The 15908-nt window shown below is 56.9% G+C and carries 18 protein-coding genes and 1 tRNA gene; 18 read left to right on the top strand and 1 reads right to left on the bottom strand.

Annotated elements, in window-relative coordinates; all coding sequences use genetic code 11:
• Position 1 precedes the first annotated feature (1 nt).
• The 16 genes from J7400_RS18825 to J7400_RS18750 all read left to right on the top strand — a co-directional run bounded on the left by J7400_RS18825 (position 2) and on the right by J7400_RS18750 (position 14018).
• Positions 2–445: a phage tail tube protein gene (locus J7400_RS18825; protein ID WP_209065643.1), complete on the top strand. Its 444-nt coding sequence runs from the start codon at positions 2–4 to the stop codon at positions 443–445.
• Positions 445–972: a gene transfer agent family protein gene (locus J7400_RS18820; protein WP_209065642.1), complete on the top strand. Its 528-nt coding sequence runs from the start codon at positions 445–447 to the stop codon at positions 970–972. The genes J7400_RS18825 and J7400_RS18820 overlap by 1 nt, the downstream gene beginning before the upstream one ends.
• A gap of 5 nt (positions 973–977) precedes the next feature.
• Complete coding sequence (locus J7400_RS18815) at positions 978–3167, top strand: hypothetical protein (RefSeq protein WP_209065641.1); 2190 nt, start codon at positions 978–980, stop codon at positions 3165–3167.
• 349 nt (positions 3168–3516) lie between these two features.
• A complete protein-coding gene (locus J7400_RS18810) occupies positions 3517–3990 on the top strand; it encodes a DUF1833 family protein (protein ID WP_209065640.1) in 474 nt (157 codons plus the stop codon).
• Positions 3990–4370 carry an NlpC/P60 family protein gene (locus J7400_RS18805; protein WP_209065639.1) on the top strand — a complete coding sequence of 127 codons (381 nt, stop codon included), beginning with the start codon at positions 3990–3992 and terminating at the stop codon, positions 4368–4370. The genes J7400_RS18810 and J7400_RS18805 overlap by 1 nt, the downstream gene beginning before the upstream one ends.
• On the top strand, positions 4360–8025 hold the full coding sequence (locus J7400_RS18800) for a hypothetical protein (RefSeq protein WP_209065638.1): 3666 nt from the start codon (positions 4360–4362) through the stop codon (positions 8023–8025). The genes J7400_RS18805 and J7400_RS18800 overlap by 11 nt, the downstream gene beginning before the upstream one ends.
• Positions 8026–8034: 9 nt before the next feature.
• Complete coding sequence (locus tag J7400_RS18795) at positions 8035–9177, top strand: hypothetical protein (protein ID WP_209065637.1); 1143 nt, start codon at positions 8035–8037, stop codon at positions 9175–9177.
• Entirely contained in the window at positions 9150–9608 is a 459-nt protein-coding gene (locus J7400_RS18790) for a hypothetical protein (RefSeq protein ID WP_209065636.1), read from the top strand. The genes J7400_RS18795 and J7400_RS18790 overlap by 28 nt, the downstream gene beginning before the upstream one ends.
• Positions 9609–9692: 84 nt before the next feature.
• Complete coding sequence (locus J7400_RS18785; protein WP_209065635.1) at positions 9693–10067, top strand: hypothetical protein; 375 nt, start codon at positions 9693–9695, stop codon at positions 10065–10067.
• Between the two features lie 147 nt (positions 10068–10214).
• Positions 10215–10772 carry an N-acetylmuramoyl-L-alanine amidase gene (locus J7400_RS18780; RefSeq protein ID WP_209065634.1) on the top strand — a complete coding sequence of 186 codons (558 nt, stop codon included), beginning with the start codon at positions 10215–10217 and terminating at the stop codon, positions 10770–10772.
• Positions 10769–11086, top strand: coding sequence for a hypothetical protein (locus J7400_RS18775; protein WP_209065633.1), 318 nt, complete (start codon positions 10769–10771; stop codon positions 11084–11086). The genes J7400_RS18780 and J7400_RS18775 overlap by 4 nt, the downstream gene beginning before the upstream one ends.
• A 201-nt stretch (positions 11087–11287) precedes the next feature.
• Positions 11288–11641 carry a hypothetical protein gene (locus tag J7400_RS18770; RefSeq protein WP_209065632.1) on the top strand — a complete coding sequence of 118 codons (354 nt, stop codon included), beginning with the start codon at positions 11288–11290 and terminating at the stop codon, positions 11639–11641.
• Positions 11634–11798 (top strand): hypothetical protein, encoded by a 165-nt coding sequence (locus tag J7400_RS18765; protein ID WP_209065631.1) that lies wholly within the window; start codon positions 11634–11636, stop codon positions 11796–11798. Before J7400_RS18770 ends, J7400_RS18765 begins: the two co-directional genes overlap by 8 nt.
• On the top strand, positions 11795–13393 hold the full coding sequence (locus tag J7400_RS18760; RefSeq protein ID WP_209065630.1) for a hypothetical protein: 1599 nt from the start codon (positions 11795–11797) through the stop codon (positions 13391–13393). Before J7400_RS18765 ends, J7400_RS18760 begins: the two co-directional genes overlap by 4 nt.
• 4 nt (positions 13394–13397) lie before the next feature.
• Positions 13398–13691: a helix-turn-helix domain-containing protein gene (locus tag J7400_RS18755; RefSeq protein ID WP_209065629.1), complete on the top strand. Its 294-nt coding sequence runs from the start codon at positions 13398–13400 to the stop codon at positions 13689–13691.
• A gap of 24 nt (positions 13692–13715) precedes the next feature.
• Complete coding sequence (locus J7400_RS18750; protein WP_209065628.1) at positions 13716–14018, top strand: hypothetical protein; 303 nt, start codon at positions 13716–13718, stop codon at positions 14016–14018.
• A 405-nt stretch (positions 14019–14423) separates the two neighbouring features.
• On the opposite strand, the gene J7400_RS18745 is transcribed toward J7400_RS18750, so the two are convergent.
• Positions 14424–14513, bottom strand: a tRNA-Ser gene (locus J7400_RS18745).
• A 469-nt stretch (positions 14514–14982) separates the two neighbouring features.
• Between J7400_RS18745 and J7400_RS18740 the strand changes: the two genes are divergently transcribed.
• Entirely contained in the window at positions 14983–15450 is a 468-nt protein-coding gene (locus J7400_RS18740; protein ID WP_209065693.1) for a YHS domain-containing (seleno)protein, read from the top strand.
• A gap of 78 nt (positions 15451–15528) precedes the next feature.
• The gene (locus J7400_RS18735) at positions 15529–15900 is read left to right on the top strand and encodes a rhodanese-like domain-containing protein (protein ID WP_348540212.1); all 372 of its coding nucleotides are present in this window, start codon (positions 15529–15531) and stop codon (positions 15898–15900) included.
• Positions 15901–15908 lie beyond the last annotated feature (8 nt).

Here is a 15908-nt window from a genome sequence, read left to right as displayed (position 1 = left end):
AATGGGAACGGGAAAACAGACCACACGGCTGGTCATTCAACTTGGCGACGGCGCTGATCCAGAAGTCTTTGCACATACCTGCGGCGCAAACGCGTTCGGCGTGACGCTCACCAACAACCTCGGCGAAAACGTCGTCTTGGACTGTGACAATCCTCTGGACGTCCCAGCTGCGATTGTGCGCCATCTGGAAAGCCAAGATACCAGCGTCACGATTGCGGGCATGGTTGCCATGGAGTCGTGGCCCACTTGGCGCGCATGGGCCGATACAGGCGCTGAGAAAAACATCCGGCTGAATATCGATGAAAGCGCCGCAAACAACGGCGGCCACTGGACGCTGCCCGCATTTTTGCAGCAATTGGAGATCAACAAGCAGAGCAGCGGCAAGGTGTCGTTCTCGGCCAGCATCAGTGGCGCCGGTCAGCGCGTATGGGCTGACGCAACCTGATGGCGGAAGTTGTTCGTGAATGGGCCGGAAAGCCTCGGTGCTTCCGGCTCGACTTCGGGAAGGTCATGGATCTCGAACAGGCCGCTGGCGAGGGCATCGGCGCGATTTTCCTGGCGGTGATCGGTGGGCAGTTCAAGGCGGCCTACGTGTATCACACAATTCGCCTTGCGCTGATCGGCGGCGGTGAGCGGATTGTCGATGCTGACATGCTGATCAAAGGCCATTTTGACCTGCGGCCTTACATGGAGAATGCGGCCCTAGCTGGTGAAATCCTGACCGCCTTGATGGCAGGGATTGAGCCTACTGAAAGCGACGAAGATACCGAGCCGCAAGGCCCGATGGTGTTCTCTGAAGTCAGTCAGATTTGTCAGGTGTTCAACATGTCCCCGCTCGATCTACGGGCGATGGAGTATGCAGACTTCGTGAATATGATCCGCGGCTTCAACGCAGGCAGCGAAGAGAAAATCCCACACATGAGCGAGGAGGAATTTGAAGACATTCTCCGTCGCTATGAGCCAGAGAAGTAAACCGCATGACCCGTTCCGTTGAAGACGCTCTTGTTGTTCGCATGGAAGCTTCGCTGCGCAAGTTTGAGCGGCAGATGGAGCAGGGGCGCAAGGCGGCGGTCAATTCGGCGCGGGGCTCTGAGGCTGCTTGGAACAAGGCGGGCAATCAGATTGCAGCGAATTCAAACCGCGCGGCGACTGGCTTGCAGCGACTGACAGCGGTCTCCAAGCAGCAAAGGTTTGTGATACAAAACACAACCAATCAGATCAGCGATATGGCTGTCCAGTGGGAGATGGGCACTGATGCGATGCGGATTGCTGGGCAACAGTTGCCGCAGACCATCGCGGGCTTTGCGGTTTTGGGGGGCACCATAGGTGCTGTCGCGCCTGTAATCAGCGCCTTGATTGCCATCGGTGCCCCCGCAGCGGCCATGTTTCTAAACATTGGTGAGAATGCCGAAGAGGCGGGGGAGGAGACGGAGAAGTTTGGCGACAAAGTCAGGTCCGCAATTTCTGCTCTGTCTGACGTCGAAAAAGCGCTGTCCAACCTCGCAGAGGGCGGCCTGGAGCACCTGATCGAAAAATACTCTGATGCGTCAAAGGCAGTCCGTGACCTGCAATCTGACCTGCTCGAGCTTGAAGTAAGAGCCGCAAAAATAGAGGTGGGAGAGGTCATTGATGACGCGCTTGGGGATGACTTCAAGGCATCATTAGAGAAGATCTTTGGGGGTGTTGGCGGCGCTGTTGCCGAAAGCACCCGCAAAGAGTTTGCCGCGCTCGAAAATGAGATATTGGCAGTGCAGTCGAGTATTGAGCAGCGTGAAGGTGTTGGCCTCATCGTTGATCCGTCAGAGCATCGACTGCTCAAAGAGATGCGGGAAGAGCTCGCGCTTTTGAATGGCGACCTCTCAGCGGCGGGAGACCTAGCATCTGAGATCGAAATAGATCCTTCGCTATTGGTTGACATTGATGCAGCTCGTAAGCGGCTTAAGGGCGCTGTTGATGAGGCTGATTTCTCTGGCGTGGCTGATGGGCTGAATACGGTGCGTATGCTTCTCCAGCAAATTGGGGATGATATAGATCAAGGGGTCATCGACGAGATGATCAAGGCTGAGGATGTTGTGCGTCAGGCAGCAGCGAGATTTGATCAGGCGGGCGAGGCGGTAAAGCTTATCAAGGACGAGGCGGGTGGCATCGGTGTTAGTTTTGACGGTGCGATTCAGGCCGCTCAAAGCCTGAATCAGGAGCTTTGGGATGCGGTCTCAGCTGCGAGTAAGCTCTCAGGGAATTCAGTTTCAGGCGGTCGTGGAGGAGACCCAAGGTCGTTTGAAAATGATCCCTACTGGAAAGAGCGGTACTTTCCTGATCCTGAAAAACCCCAGAAGAAGACCCGCACTAAATCTCCGCGATCCAGCAGGGATACCAGCGGTCTGCGTGAGGCAGAAAGGCTTTATGAAAGCACGCGCACAGAGGCGGAGCGGTATGCGACTGAACTTGAGCGTATCAACGATCTGCACCGCAGGTTTCCAGAGATCATCACCAGCGACGTGCGGGATCGGGCGATTGGCGCTCTGAAGGAGAGTGCCACAGAAGTCGGTAAGATTGCACAGATGATGGGGCGTAGCTTTGAGGACGCATTCACCAGCCTTGTCACCAGCACAGGCAAGGGCAGCGATGCTCTACGGGCTTTTGTCGCGGACCTCACAAGAATGGCAGTGCGCGGGGCCGCAGCTAATTTTGATATCTCCGGGCTGATCACAGGGTTGGCCGGTGGTGGAACTGGGGGAAGTGCATCGGGCGGTTTGTTGGGCGGTGCAATTATCCCTGGCATTCTGCACAGTGGTGGGGTTGCCGGTCGTGATGGTTATGGTCATGGGCGAGCGTTTTCGCCTTCCACTTGGTCGGGCGCTCCTCGCTACCATGAAGGAGGGATCGCTGGACTGAAGCCTGGGGAGGTTCCCGCGATCCTGAAGAAGGGTGAGCTGGTGGTGCCTGAAGGCGGCAGCATGCCGGTCATGCAGCCTTCGGCTTCTGGCGACTTGGTTGTGAACATCCACAACGCTCCTGAGGGTGATCACAGGGTAAGCCGATCTTCCGATGGTCGGGAGCTCAATATTGTCTTGGAAGATGCCGCAATCAAAGCGGTTACGGGGCCAAAGGGGCAGCGTGCTATGGGGCAGACCTATGGCCTTAGAACTCGTGGTTTGGGGGGCTGAATATGGCAGATTGGCCTAGTGGAATTCCGTTTTGCCCCGTGTTGAGCACTTTCAACGAGACAATTGAGGACTCTGTGTTGAGAACGCAAATGGACTCCGGTCCAGATAAAACACGGCGTCGGTTTACCGCCGTACCGACAAATATCAGTTTCGATCTTCGGCCGATTTCACATGTTCAATACGCCGAGCTCCAAGCATGGTTTCGAAATAGCTTGGGCGGGGGTGCTCTAGCGTTTTCGGCCAAACACCCGCTGACCGGTGTGGATGGGGATTTTCGTTTTCGGCGACCATTTCGAGCGCGGTTCTCTGGGCACAAGGTTGCGATCCGCCTTGAATTGGAGCTCTTGCCATGAGGTCAACACTCAGCCCTCAGATGCTCGATGCCATGCATTCGGAATCCACCGGCGAGGTGTTTCTTCCACTGGTCAAGCTGACACAAGACGGGTGGGATGATGCCATCCGGCTTGTGCCAAACACAGAGAAGATCACCCACATGGGTGAGAGCTATGACCCGCTCGCATTTGATATCGGCCTGCCAGATGAAGAGGCCGAGGGCATTCCGGTTCTAAATTGGGTTGCGGATAACACGGATCGCCGACTGGTAGAGGCGCTACGCCTTGTACGCGGGGCAGTGCAGGCGCGCATTGTTTGGATCTTGGCGAGCAACCCTGACCATATCGAGATCGGCCCGATTGAGGTGGAGATGCGCGCCGCTCAATACGATGCGCAAAGGGTGACAGGCACAATGAGTGTCGAGCCGGTCATGGAGCTTCAATTTGGCCATATGGTCATGAACCCCGCAAACGCACCGGCGCTATTCTGATGTGGACAGATGATTGGATCGGCATCCCCTACCAAGATCTTGGCAGGGGGCCTGATAGCTATGACTGCTTGGGGCTATTCGTAGAGTTGCAACGAGTGCAGCACGATCGAGAAATTTATGACCCGTTGTGCAGTGTGGGTGAGGCAGCGCGGTATGAGATCGCTGAGCAATCCAAGCCGCTGTGGCGCGAGGTTTCTGAGGCGCAGGCCGGAGACGCTTTGTTGTTTCGGGTGCGCGGTCGGCCACTACACATCGGCTACGCGGTCAGCGCCCGGCTGATGCTGCACACCAGCGCGCAAAGCGGCGGCAGTGTGCTTGAGGACTTCACCACTTCCAAATGGGGCGCGAACCTTGAGGGGATCTATCGATATGTTGGATAGCGTCGGGCGTGTTGAGGGATTTGCGCACACGCACCCACTGCGCACGGATAAGGAATTTCGCCGACCGATCTCCATGCATGAAGGCGTGACCATCGCTGAGATTGTGCGAGATTGCGGAATCGAAAAACGCTTTTTGGCAGATGTTCAGGTGGTTTTGAGTAGGGGCAAGAACCGCTCAATTGTGCCGATGGATCAGTGGTCGAAGGTGCGCCCGAAAGCAGGCGCATTCATTGAAATCGGGCCTCAGGTCGGTGCGCTGGCGGGGGCGGCCTTGGCGGCGCTGCTACCAAGTGCGGCAAGCTTTGTTGCTGGAACCGCATTGGGTCTAACGGCTGGCACTTTGACCTATGCTGTGGCTTATGCAGGTGTGACGATTGTCGGGTCGCTATTGATCAACGCACTGATCCCGCCGCCATCGCTGCCCGGGCAGACCAACGACAACCCCAACTTCACCATCACTGGCCAGTCAAACGCAGAGAGCCGCTATGGCATCTATCCAACGGTTTTAGGCCGCCACCTGATGTATCCGCCGAAAACCGCGCGCGGCTACACAGAGGGTGGCCCAGAAGACATCTACTATCGTGGTCGCTTTACCTTTGGCTATGGGCCTGTTGCGCTGGAAACTCTCAAGATTGGCACCACGCCGATCACTGATTTTGAAGACATCGAAATAGAGTTCCTGAATGTCGATCAGGCGGAAACGCTGAAACACATGCCTGATCTTGCACCCATGGTGAAAGCCTGGCGCACAGGCACGCAGCACATGTCACTTTACCCGGATGATATCGCCGAAGATGGGTATTCTGTGAGGCTTCTACAGAACACTCCGGTGGTCAGGAGAACGCGAGATCGCGCGATTTCTGCGACTGTGGATATCACCTATCAGGGCCTAACAACCATCGGCAAAAAAGGTGGGCGCCATAACCGCACTGTTGAGGTCGCTTTTGCGTATCGCCTTGTGGGTGCGACTGCCTGGATTGACGCTGGCACAGAAAAGCACACAGGCCGCTCAACGTCTAACTTGCGGTTCAGTAAGACCTTCGACTTCGGCAGCGAGGGTGAATATGAAATCCAAATCACGCGGATTACTTGGGATAGTGACGAAACCACGGTTCGCGACGACGCGTTCTTGACCGCTATTCGTTCGGTGCAAACTGGTGAGTTGCCGAGCCACGAACACATCTCCGAGATTGCACTGCGTATCAAAGCAAGTGATCAGCTCAACGGTCAAATCGATACGCTGAACGGTGTTGTTCTCCAGATGGCTCCGGTCTGGGATGGCTCCTCTTGGAGCGCTCTGCAGCCTGTTCGACACCCCGCTTGGATATTTGCGCGCACGCTGATGGGGCCAATGTTGAGCCGCCCTCAGAATGCGGCAAAGCTTCAACTGCAGGATTTGCGGGATTGGTATCTAGAGGAGCCACATTGGACCTGTGACATGGTGATCGACCAGCCCACGCAGGTTGGCGAGATCTTGAGCCTGATTTGCGGTGCTGGCCGCGCAAGGCGAACACTGCGTGATCTAAAGTTCTCGATCATTCGGGATGGCGCTGATGGGCCGGTAGTGCAGCAATTCAGCCCGCGCAACTCTTATGGCTTCCAAGGCTTAATCACGTTTCCGAAGGAGATCCACGGATTTCGGGTGCGCTGCATCTCTGAGCGCCTTGGCTGGCAGCAGGATGAGATCGTTGTCTATGCCGATGGATATGACGCGACCAACGCCACCGAGTTTGAGACGCTTGATCTCCAAGGTGTGGTTTTGGCGGAAAGCGATGCTGACGGCGGCAATGCGTGGCGGTTGGGACGGTATCATTTGGCCCAAGCTATTTTGAGGCCTGAAACCTTTGAATGGAACTCGGACCTAGATCACCTGCGCGTCAACATGGGCGACAAAGTGCGCCTTGTGCATGACGTTCCGCTGATCGGGGTTGGAGCGGGCCGTATCGCAAGCGTGAACACGCACAGCAACGGCGACATTGCGAGTTTCGTTCTGGATGAATTCATGTCTCCAACCGGATCATCCTTTCGGGCGCGCATCCGCACCGCGCTCGGGAATGAGGTGGTGGTAACTGCTGCCCCGCCAAGCTCTTTTGGTGGTGTTTGGACTGTACAGGACTTTGTGTCGGGCGATGCTGTTGCCCCCGGGGATCATGTTGTCATCGAAGAGGTGGGGCAGGAAAGCATGGAAGTGCTTGTTCAGTCGATCCAGCATCAACCCAATGGCCAAGCCCGTCTAGTAGGGGTTCCGGCGGCTCCTGCGGTTTTGCAAGCCGATCAGGGCACAATCCCAACCTATACGCCCACGATCACAAAAGTGGTGCCCAACAGCAATTTGAAGCCTCTCGCGCCACGCATCATCGAGGCCTACGCGGAGAATGAAATTCGCGCCAATGAAGCAGGTGACCGCTCGGTGCAGGTGTTTGGCAAGGTTAAGTGGATACCGGGCGAGGCGTTCAGCGCCGATGATTTCCTGGTGTATGTGACGGAGCCAGATGGCAATCGCTCCAAGATTGCAACGACCGCCGAGCAAGGCATTCGCTTCGAGCTTCCGGAATTGGGGCGCTACTCTATCGAGATCATTGCGCGCAATCGCGCTGGGATTTCTTCCGCTGGATTTGCGCAGATTGAGCGCAAGGCCTCGGGCGAGACGCCTGAAGATGTGTCAGATTTTCGTTCCAACATTTCCGGTGATCAGATGCAGCTTAAATGGCCTTCTGGTGAGGCGTTGGTTTCGCACTACCACTTGCGACGGTTGCCGCTCGACGCAGATGGCGGCTGGGGGCAGTCAGCTTTGGTTGATGATCAGATCATCGCCAATCAGTTTTCGATGCCCGCGCGGGATGGCCGATATCTTATCAAAGCGGTGTCGCTCTTTGGGCGGGAAAGCCGCACTGCAACGGAGCTGCGGGTAGAAAGTGCCGGTTTGGCCGCGCACAATGTGGTGCTCGATGTAAGTGAGCATCCAAGTTACGCCGGAACGCTTTCGCCAAGCCTTATCCGAGATGATGGCCAGCTCCTGCTCAATGCAACGGGTGATGGTGTCGGGGACGCGCTGGAAGGGGTTTATGAGTTCGCCGATGTGGTAGACCTTTCTGAGGTCTATTCCTCCCGTGTTACGGCGGATGTGCGCGGCTTCGGGTTCTTGGTTGACAACGTCATGTCCTCTTGGACCTCGCTGGCAGAACTCGACAATCTGACAGGGACGGGCAATGACACCTGGTCCATAGAGGTGGAGCTATCGATAACGCGGGATGATCCAAATTCCGGCAGCGCGGTTTGGAGTGATTGGCAGCCATTGCAGGTGGGTGACTACATTGCCCGCGGCTACCGGTTCCGCGCCAATCTCAAGAGTTTCTCCTCTGGTGTAGCAGTACGGATCAATCAACTTTCGGTTATGATCGACATGCCTGATCGGGTTCTTGGAGCCGATGACGTTATTTGCCCTCAGGCAGGGGTGCAGGTTGATTTCGATCTGCCGTTCAAGGCTAAGCCAGCGATCACAGTCGATGGTCAGGGGCTGCCCACGGGGGCAGTTTCTATTCGCACCAACGTGACGCGATCAGGGTTTCACCAGCGATATGAAGATCAACAAGGCAATCCAATCAACTGCACATTTGATTGGGTCGCCAAAGGCTTTGGCCGAACGATAGTGTAAGGACATTTCATGGCGCGAGCAGACTTTAGCGACATCGATCCCGGCCAAACATCCGGGGTCGATCTGGCAGACCTTCTTGGCGATTGGGCGGACGCATTGATCAGCACGCATGCTGGTTCAGCCAGACCCACCTATGCGCAGCCTGGCACCCTTTGGGTTAAGACAGGAGTGCCGAACAACGAGTTGATGTATTTCACCGGAACGGTAGATCTTCCGCTTTTTAGGCTTACAGACTCGGGTGCCGTTGCCACAAATGCCGAGCTTGTTGGCGGCGAGGCTATTACAAAGTTCTTGCGCACCGATATAGATAGCATTGCCCAAGGGGTAGTGACATTTGAAAATTCGCTCCGCGTTGGTCGAGATGGTGGCGGGGCAAGCGTTGCTCAGTTTTGGAATGATGGGGGAAAACGCTGGCAAAATATGTTCTTTTCGAACGTTTTGCTGGACTGGTTTTTGCAAGACGCGGCAGGAACATCGCGGCGGATCTGGCACGCAGGGAACCACGGGGCTGCCTCTGGGCTCGATGCCGACCTGCTAGATAGTCTTCATGCCTGGCAATTCCTGCGCCGCGACATTGCCGCAAACATGTTGGGACGCCTTAGCCTTGAGGTGCCAGCAGATGAGCAGCTCAGGATAGGTCACAACACTGGCGCCGCTAGGTCGGCTTTGATCTCCATTTTCGATGGATTGGTCACACAACGCGGGTATCTTCAGGCGCGCAGTGACCGCCTGAGGCTAGGGCATGTCGGGGGTGCAGTTCTAGACTTGCTCGGCTCAGGAAACGCCCGTTTGGACGGGCACCAGATCCATCATGACGGCAATCAACTAGAGTATGTTTCGCCGGAAACGACAGTCGGTGCAGGATATACCGTCACCTTCAATCACGGTCTTGGCTCTCGCCCCCGGAAGATCGATCTATTTCTCGTCTGCAAGACAGCGCATCACGGCTACGGCGTTGGAAATGAGGTACGCATTCCGAGTGGCGAAGCGTTCTCGAATTGGGGAGCGCAAGCGTACACGACCAACGACACCCAAATCCGCGTCGTCTATGGCGCGGCCGGGCTTGCGGTGCTGAATGCAGCCAACGGTGTGCGTGGAACGATCACCGGCAGTGACTTCGGAAAATGGCGACTGAAAGTGAGGGCATCCTAATGAGCCAGCAGGAGTTTTTCTTTGTCGATAATGCAACAGGGGCGCTGCGAGGGTCATTCGTCGGCTCAGCCGATGAGGCTGCCGCGCATCTCGTTGCCGAGTTCGCAGGTGGCGGGGTTTCCATTGCAAATGAGCCGCCAGACGCGCCAGCTATAGCGCCCGTTTTGTCGCCAGTACGGTTTGAGTGGTTGCTTGCCTACACGGGGCTGGATGATGTTTGGGAGGCGCTCATGGCAACGCTCAAAGAAACTGATCGGGTGGCATTTGCGACCTTGAAAGCGCAGCGTGCAAAGACGCAGTTTCACCTCTCTGTGACGTTGGCGGTGGTTGATCAGTACCGCGATCAGGTCATGGCACTAATGCCAGACGCTCAAATCTCAAACGCAGACATCACCGCCGCATGGGCGCTGGCTGCTGAGGCTCAGGTGTAGGCGCGGCGCACCGTATTTGGAATTTATTGGCGTCACCAAGATGCCTGTTGGGACTTTCAGCCAACTTAAAGAGGGCAATGAATCATGAAATATGAACTTCTGGGCTCCGCTTCGGTGGGCTTATTTGGCGTGGCCGGGTCTTGGCTAATCGCGAACGGATCATCCTGGCCGATGGTCTTGGCGGCGCTCTTGGGCGCTGCCGCTGCTGTGCTTGATCTCAGCCCATGGGGTGTGCGCAAAGCACTTCTCCTCTTGTTGTTCAATACGATTGTTGGGGCGTTTGGCGTGCCGATTGCGCTGCACATGTTCAAACAGGATTTGAGTATGCTTCCATTGGGAGCCAGTTTCTTGCTTCCGTTCCTTGTCGGGTGGGTTGCGCACTCCTTCTTCTCGGAATTCCGGGAACCATTCATCACGATTATCACCAAGTTCTTGGGAAAGTTGGGGGGTGCCAAATGAAACCGTCCCTCCTGAAGGCGCAGAAGATCGCGCGCAGCCGCACGGTCCGCCTAATCAAATTTATTTGTGCCGGGGCTTTTTGGGCGCTGCTCCTCTACAGCGCCGTCACTCACGCCTAAACCCTCTTAGCAAAAATCGGAGATTGCCATGAAACTGGCCATTGTCGTCGGGCACAACGCCCGCGCCCAAGGTGCTGTGCGCCGTGATACGGGTGAAACAGAATTCTCTTGGAATAGCCGCCTTGCAGAGATCATCGAGGATCGCGCCGGCCGCTTTCCGGGCGTGTTTGTGAGAACCTTCTTTCGTGAGGATGTGGGCAGCTATCGCCGCGAGCTTCGCGAGGTCTACCGTCAGGTGGATGAGTGGGGGGCAGAGGCATCCTGTGAGCTGCACTTCAACAGCCACAGCACCACCAGCGCGACCGGCACAGAAACTCTGACCAGCGGCACGCCGTTGTCACGACAGTTTGCGATAGCCGTGCAGCGAGAAATGCTTGATGCACTTGGGTTGCGTGATCGCGGCTTGAAGACCGTCTCACGGACGGATCGCGGCGGCAAAAGCCTGTTCGTGGGGCGCGCGCCCGCGATCTTGATTGAGCCTTTCTTCGGCTCATCGCCCAAAGGGCTGGCGGCTACGGATGAGCATGACGAAATGGTGCTGTTGGCTGATGCCATTCTGCGCGGCGCTTCACGGGTGTTTGTGTGATCCGGAGCATTATGCGGGGCGGCGCTGCTTTGGTGGCGGCTAGCTCGATTGCAGGGCTGATCTGGTTGGTGCGCGACTACGCCAACGACAAAGCCGCACTTAAACTGGAGCGTGCCGCGCGCATCGCCGCAGAGGCCAGCCTTGAGCGCGCGGAAGAGGCCGCTGCGGTTCATCGCGCCCATCTGGCGCGTGCTGCCGATCAGGAGCGCCAAGTCCAAGAAATCCGCAATGAGCTTCAACAAATGGAGGGCCGCGATGCGCCTTTGTCTCCTTTGCTGCGCGCTACTGCTGAGCGCCTGTGGCCGCCAGAATGAGCCGACGCTCAGGCCTGAGCTGCACAATGTACCGCCTGACCTATTGCAAGCATGCCCCGGCTACTTGGGGCCGCGCCCGCAAGACGAAGGGCAGATCTCGGATGCATTGGTAGCGGAACATGCTGGCCGCCTCTGTGCCAACGGCAAGCTCGCGGCAATTGACGAAATTCTAAACGCCGGTCCTCGGTAGGTGGTGAGAACATGGATATTCCAACTTATGACTTCACGGTGAAGCAGGGAAACACTGGCACCGTCCAGAATGTGGAGGGCATCGTTGTCCGTCTCTCCCCGTCAGAGCCCTTTGCCGCTGCCGATGGTGACATCGTGTTCTATGCCTTCTGGAACCACGAGACACGTCTTCGCCTGTCCAAGAGCGGCAATGAACTGACTGTCGAGGATGAGACTGGGCGCATCATTGTGCCGATCTCCGCAGCGACGTTTGAGGATGTGCGCCCCGGCACGCGCATCCAGTACGAGATGGAGCATCAGATCAACGGAAGCGAGCGGACCTTTCTGCAAGGTGAAATCGAACTGCTGCACGGCTTCAATGACTGAGCAGGCCAAGGGCGCGGCGCAAGTCGGCGAGTCTGATATTGATGAGGGTTCAAGCGAGCGCCGGCCGCCCCTCACCGCTGACCTTGAGAGGATGATATCTGAAGATCGCTTCGACCTCTCCAAACCCACAAACAAAAAGTACGAAGGTGACGCATGAGCGATGTTGTAGAAGTCCTCGTTGAGGGCGCCATTGAAGTTGTTGTCGAGGTGAGCCCGCTTGTTGTGCCTGGCGACGGTGGGTCGGGGTCGGGCGCGAAAGGCGATCCCGGAGACTCCGCATATCAAATCGCGGTCGCGGCGGGCTTTGTGGGCACAGAATCCGAATGGTTGGCCTCTTTGGTTGGCGCTGCCGGCGCAGATGGAGCGTCGGCCTACGATGTCGCGGTTGCGGGTGGATACACCGGGACGGCGGCGGAATGGCTGGCAACCCTTCAGGGTCCGCGGGGGGCTGACGGTCAGGATGGGGCAAGCGGGGCAAATGGTGTGGATGGCCAAGACGGGGCTTCGGCATATCAGATCGCTGTCGCAGGCGGTTTCTCTGGGTCTGAAGCTGCTTGGCTTACCTCTCTTGTGGGGGCAGATGGCGCGTCCGCCTATCAGGTTGCCTTGGCAAACGGCTTCGTAGGTACTGAAGCTCAGTGGCTGGCTTCCTTGGTAGGGCCTTCGGGTGACGGCTCTGGCAGTGGGCAGGATGGTAATTCTGCCTATGAGGTGGCGACCCTAAATGGTTTCGTGGGAACGGAAGCGGAATGGCTTGCCTCGCTTGTCGGTGCTGACGGACAGGATGGGGCGGCGGGCCAAGATGGGGATAGCGCCTTCCAAATCGCGCAAGCTGAAGGGTTTTCTGGCACTCAAACGCAGTGGCTCGCTTCGCTGGTTGGACCCGCCGGGGCGAACGGTTCGGACGGAGCAGACGGCCAAGATGGAGCCTCGGCCTATCAAGTGGCTGTCTCGGGTGGGTTCTCCGGAACGCAGTCACAATGGCTGGCATCGCTCGTGGGTGCGCAGGGCGCCGCGGGAGTTGATGGCGCGGCAGGTTCGGATGGTGCATCAGCGTATCAGGTGGCGGTCGCAGAAGGTTTCTCTGGCACAGTGTCGCAATGGCTGGCGTCTCTTGTCGGGGCGGCGGGGGCAGATGGGTCAGATGGCGCGCCGGGTGCTGACGGCCAGAACGGCACAAACGGAACAGATGGCGATGATGGAGCGTCGGCGTATGAGGTTGCTGTCACGAACGGATTTGTCGGCACTGAGGCGGAATGGCTTGCCTCTCTGAAGGGAGATACCGGTCCGGCAGGATCTGGCGGCGGTTCTGGCGTTTCCTCTTTCGCGCAGTTTATTGGCACGTCAGATACAAACATCACTTCGAGCACTGATTTTCTGCTGATTAGCGCTGCATGGGCCGCAGATATTGCTTCATCTGACTTTAGCATAGCGGCTAGTGGTCATGCGATTATCTGCAATTTCGACGGTGTTGTTGATGCATCTGCCATGATCCGCGGGACCTCTTCCGGTCAACGCGCAGGTCCAGAGGTGTCTTTCGCCTTGAATGGTGCACGCATCGGCGGCTTGACCTCCACAGGCTACATCCGGAACGCAGATGGCCACAATGAAGCCTCTCACACATTGCGCCGCTTGGTGCAGGTGACAACAGGCCAAGAAATCTCGGTTGTGGCTCGCAGGGGTACGACCGTAGTGGCGCCGGTCTATCTTTCTGCATCAGACAGCCTGCTGACGCTTGTCAGGCTGCAGTAGCCCCATGCAACTGCTTGATAGCGACCGGTCAGCCATTCTCCAGATCCAGTACGAGTTTGGAATGGCGCGCGGTCCCGCAACCGCGTTCTGGCTGTTGCGCGAGCGGGCAGGGAAGCCGGTGGATCACGTGCAGATCGATGATGCAATCGACGCCTTCAACGGCGCCGCACGGGAACGGGATATCCGCAACGTGATCAAGCATGTGAGGGCGGCCCTGCGGAAGACCGAGAACTCCCCCACCATCAAGACGATCTACGGCGGCGGCTACGTGCTTGAGTTGCCCGACGAAGAGACCTGACCTCACAGCAGAAAGGAACTCCCCATGAAACGGATGATCATTGCCGCTCTGGCGGCCCTGTTGGCGTGCCCTACCGCAGCGCAGACCGCGCGAAACTGCGCTGCCCGTGACAAGGTGGTGGATAGACTTGCGGAGAAGTATGGCGAATCCCGTCAGGCGCTAGGTCTTGGCGCGGAGGGAGCCATGGTGGAAATCTTCGCCTCCGAGGAAACAGGCAGTTGGACCATCACCATGACAATGCCAAACGGGGCGACATGTTTGATGGCCACTGGGCAGGCGTTTGAAAGGCTGTCTGAGGTGCTACCAGAGCAGGGCGACGACACTTAAGGCTCTATTTGGTCACCAGCCTCATGCTGTATGGCCTACGCCCGCATTGGGAGCAGATCATTCGCCACATGATGTCTCTCATGGTGGCCTTGGGGCCTAAAAGCTCCAATAGCTGATCGCGCGAAAAGCCCCGGCTATGGGTGCAGATATAATCCTCACAGCAGACCCATATCGACTGTGTGTCGCTTAGTTCCGCTACAGGGCTGGGAACTACCTCGTATCGGCCAAGTCTATCGCGGGGGTGTTGCACGTCTCTGATCCGTCAAACCAACTCGAATCCTTTTTGCCAATTTCTTGCCAAAATACCTAGAGAGTTCTTGGGATGTTCTAGGATGTTTTTGCCAAGCGGCAAGCGCTTGGCGGCTAGCGGCGCATCGCCTAAGTCTCTTATTTTATTGAGATTTATGGCGGAGACGAAGGGATTCGAACCCTCGAAACGGTTTCCCGTTTACTCCCTTAGCAGGGGAGCGCCTTCGACCACTCGGCCACGTCTCCGCGGACCCGTATATGTGCAGGCCTGACGGGACACAAGACCCAAAAACACGTTTTCAAGAATTCCTTGAGTTTCGATGTCACGCCTCGCAAACGTTCCTGCGACTCGTAGTGTGTGAGGCCTTCAGACCAGGAAGCCGAAGCGAGTATGTGCTTAGGCGCAGCGCACTAATGCGGAGTGGTTCTGTTGCTAGAAGGTCCAGCCGTGGTAACAGACTCGCAATCAATGAGTGAAATTTGTGACAGTCTGCTATTGTGGCAAGCCATTGGCTTAGAATAAAAAATGTACAAGTATCTGTTGATATGTCCGCGTTAACTTCGCGCTGCTACACAACCCATCACACCCACGCGAGGATGGCTGCGCGCGGCAACGATGCTGTGTTACGCTAATCTCAACTGAAATGATCACGTTATTAGGAGAGTTATCGTGAAGTGGCTAATTGCACCTGCCTTTGTGGCACTGACCTCGACCATGGCCTTTGCTGGCGAGCAGTATGTTGACGAAACCGGCTACGCCGTTTCGGGTTACGATGTTGTAGCCTATTTTGGGCTTGAACAGGCCCCTGTAGGCAGCGCGCAGCCAGCAGCAGTTCCTGGCAACAAGAGCATCACCGCTGACTACAACGGCGCGACCTTTGCTTTTGCCTCTGAGAAGAACAAAAAGGCTTTCTTGAAGGATCCGGAAAAATACGCTCCGAAATATGATGGCCACTGCGCATATGGTGTGTCCAAAGGCGGCAAGGTTCCTGGCAACCCGAACCTGTGGCGGATTGTTGACGGTAACCTCTATCTCAACATCACCAAAAATGTGGTAGGCTTCTGGGAAGAAGATATTCCGGGGAATATCTCGCTGGCACAGGGCAACTGGGGTGGTATTGAATCAAAAGCGGCGTCAGACAGCACGATCCCTAACTTCTCGTCGCCTGCGCCGACAAACTAAGGCGATACTATGAGGCTCTCACGACGGTCTGTGCTCGCGCTTGGAGGCGCGGCTGCAGTTGGGGTGGGGGCTTCGTTCATGCTGCCCACTTCGCGTGCGGATGTGGCGCACATCATGACACCTCAGGAAGCTTTTCAAGCTGCAGAAAGAGGTGACATCCTGCTTGTAGATATTCGCCGCCCTGATGAATGGGCGGCGACTGGTGTACCGGCGCCGGCGGTGCCGATCGATATGCGTGCGCACGATTTCATTGAGCAAGTGTCAAATGCACGCGCATTTCCTGCACAGCCTGTCGCCGTTATTTGCGCGCGCGGAGTACGCTCTGCGCGGGTCACTCGGCAGCTTGAAGCGGCCAATCTGACACCGATTATTGATGTGCCGGAAGGTATGCTGGGGTCCCGTGCTGGCCCCGGATGGCTCAAAACAGGATTGCCGGTGAGGACCGAATAGTGATGCGA

Source organism: Shimia sp. R9_2 (genome assembly GCF_017743735.1).
Classification (GTDB): Bacteria; Pseudomonadota; Alphaproteobacteria; order Rhodobacterales; family Rhodobacteraceae; genus Shimia.
Note: the sequence above shows the minus strand (reverse complement) of the source record. Positions and strands in the feature narration are given on the sequence as shown.

Bases quoted from the DNA above. Each gene is read 5' to 3' on its own strand.
- J7400_RS18825 (WP_209065643.1), top strand. From the start codon at position 2: ATGGGAACGGGAAAACAGACCACACGGCTGGTCATTCAACTTGGCGAC.
- J7400_RS18820 (WP_209065642.1), top strand. From the start codon at position 445: ATGGCGGAAGTTGTTCGTGAATGGGCCGGAAAGCCTCGGTGCTTCCGG.
- J7400_RS18815 (WP_209065641.1), top strand. From the start codon at position 978: ATGACCCGTTCCGTTGAAGACGCTCTTGTTGTTCGCATGGAAGCTTCG.
- J7400_RS18810 (WP_209065640.1), top strand. From the start codon at position 3,517: ATGAGGTCAACACTCAGCCCTCAGATGCTCGATGCCATGCATTCGGAA.
- J7400_RS18805 (WP_209065639.1), top strand. From the start codon at position 3,990: ATGTGGACAGATGATTGGATCGGCATCCCCTACCAAGATCTTGGCAGG.
- J7400_RS18800 (WP_209065638.1), top strand. From the start codon at position 4,360: ATGTTGGATAGCGTCGGGCGTGTTGAGGGATTTGCGCACACGCACCCA.
- J7400_RS18795 (WP_209065637.1), top strand. From the start codon at position 8,035: ATGGCGCGAGCAGACTTTAGCGACATCGATCCCGGCCAAACATCCGGG.
- J7400_RS18790 (WP_209065636.1), top strand. From the start codon at position 9,150: ATGGCGACTGAAAGTGAGGGCATCCTAATGAGCCAGCAGGAGTTTTTC.
- J7400_RS18785 (WP_209065635.1), top strand. From the start codon at position 9,693: ATGAAATATGAACTTCTGGGCTCCGCTTCGGTGGGCTTATTTGGCGTG.
- J7400_RS18780 (WP_209065634.1), top strand. From the start codon at position 10,215: ATGAAACTGGCCATTGTCGTCGGGCACAACGCCCGCGCCCAAGGTGCT.
- J7400_RS18770 (WP_209065632.1), top strand. From the start codon at position 11,288: ATGGATATTCCAACTTATGACTTCACGGTGAAGCAGGGAAACACTGGC.
- J7400_RS18765 (WP_209065631.1), top strand. From the start codon at position 11,634: ATGACTGAGCAGGCCAAGGGCGCGGCGCAAGTCGGCGAGTCTGATATT.
- J7400_RS18760 (WP_209065630.1), top strand. From the start codon at position 11,795: ATGAGCGATGTTGTAGAAGTCCTCGTTGAGGGCGCCATTGAAGTTGTT.
- J7400_RS18755 (WP_209065629.1), top strand. From the start codon at position 13,398: ATGCAACTGCTTGATAGCGACCGGTCAGCCATTCTCCAGATCCAGTAC.
- J7400_RS18750 (WP_209065628.1), top strand. From the start codon at position 13,716: ATGAAACGGATGATCATTGCCGCTCTGGCGGCCCTGTTGGCGTGCCCT.
- J7400_RS18740 (WP_209065693.1), top strand. From the start codon at position 14,983: ATGGCCTTTGCTGGCGAGCAGTATGTTGACGAAACCGGCTACGCCGTT.
- J7400_RS18735 (WP_348540212.1), top strand. From the start codon at position 15,529: ATGCTGCCCACTTCGCGTGCGGATGTGGCGCACATCATGACACCTCAG.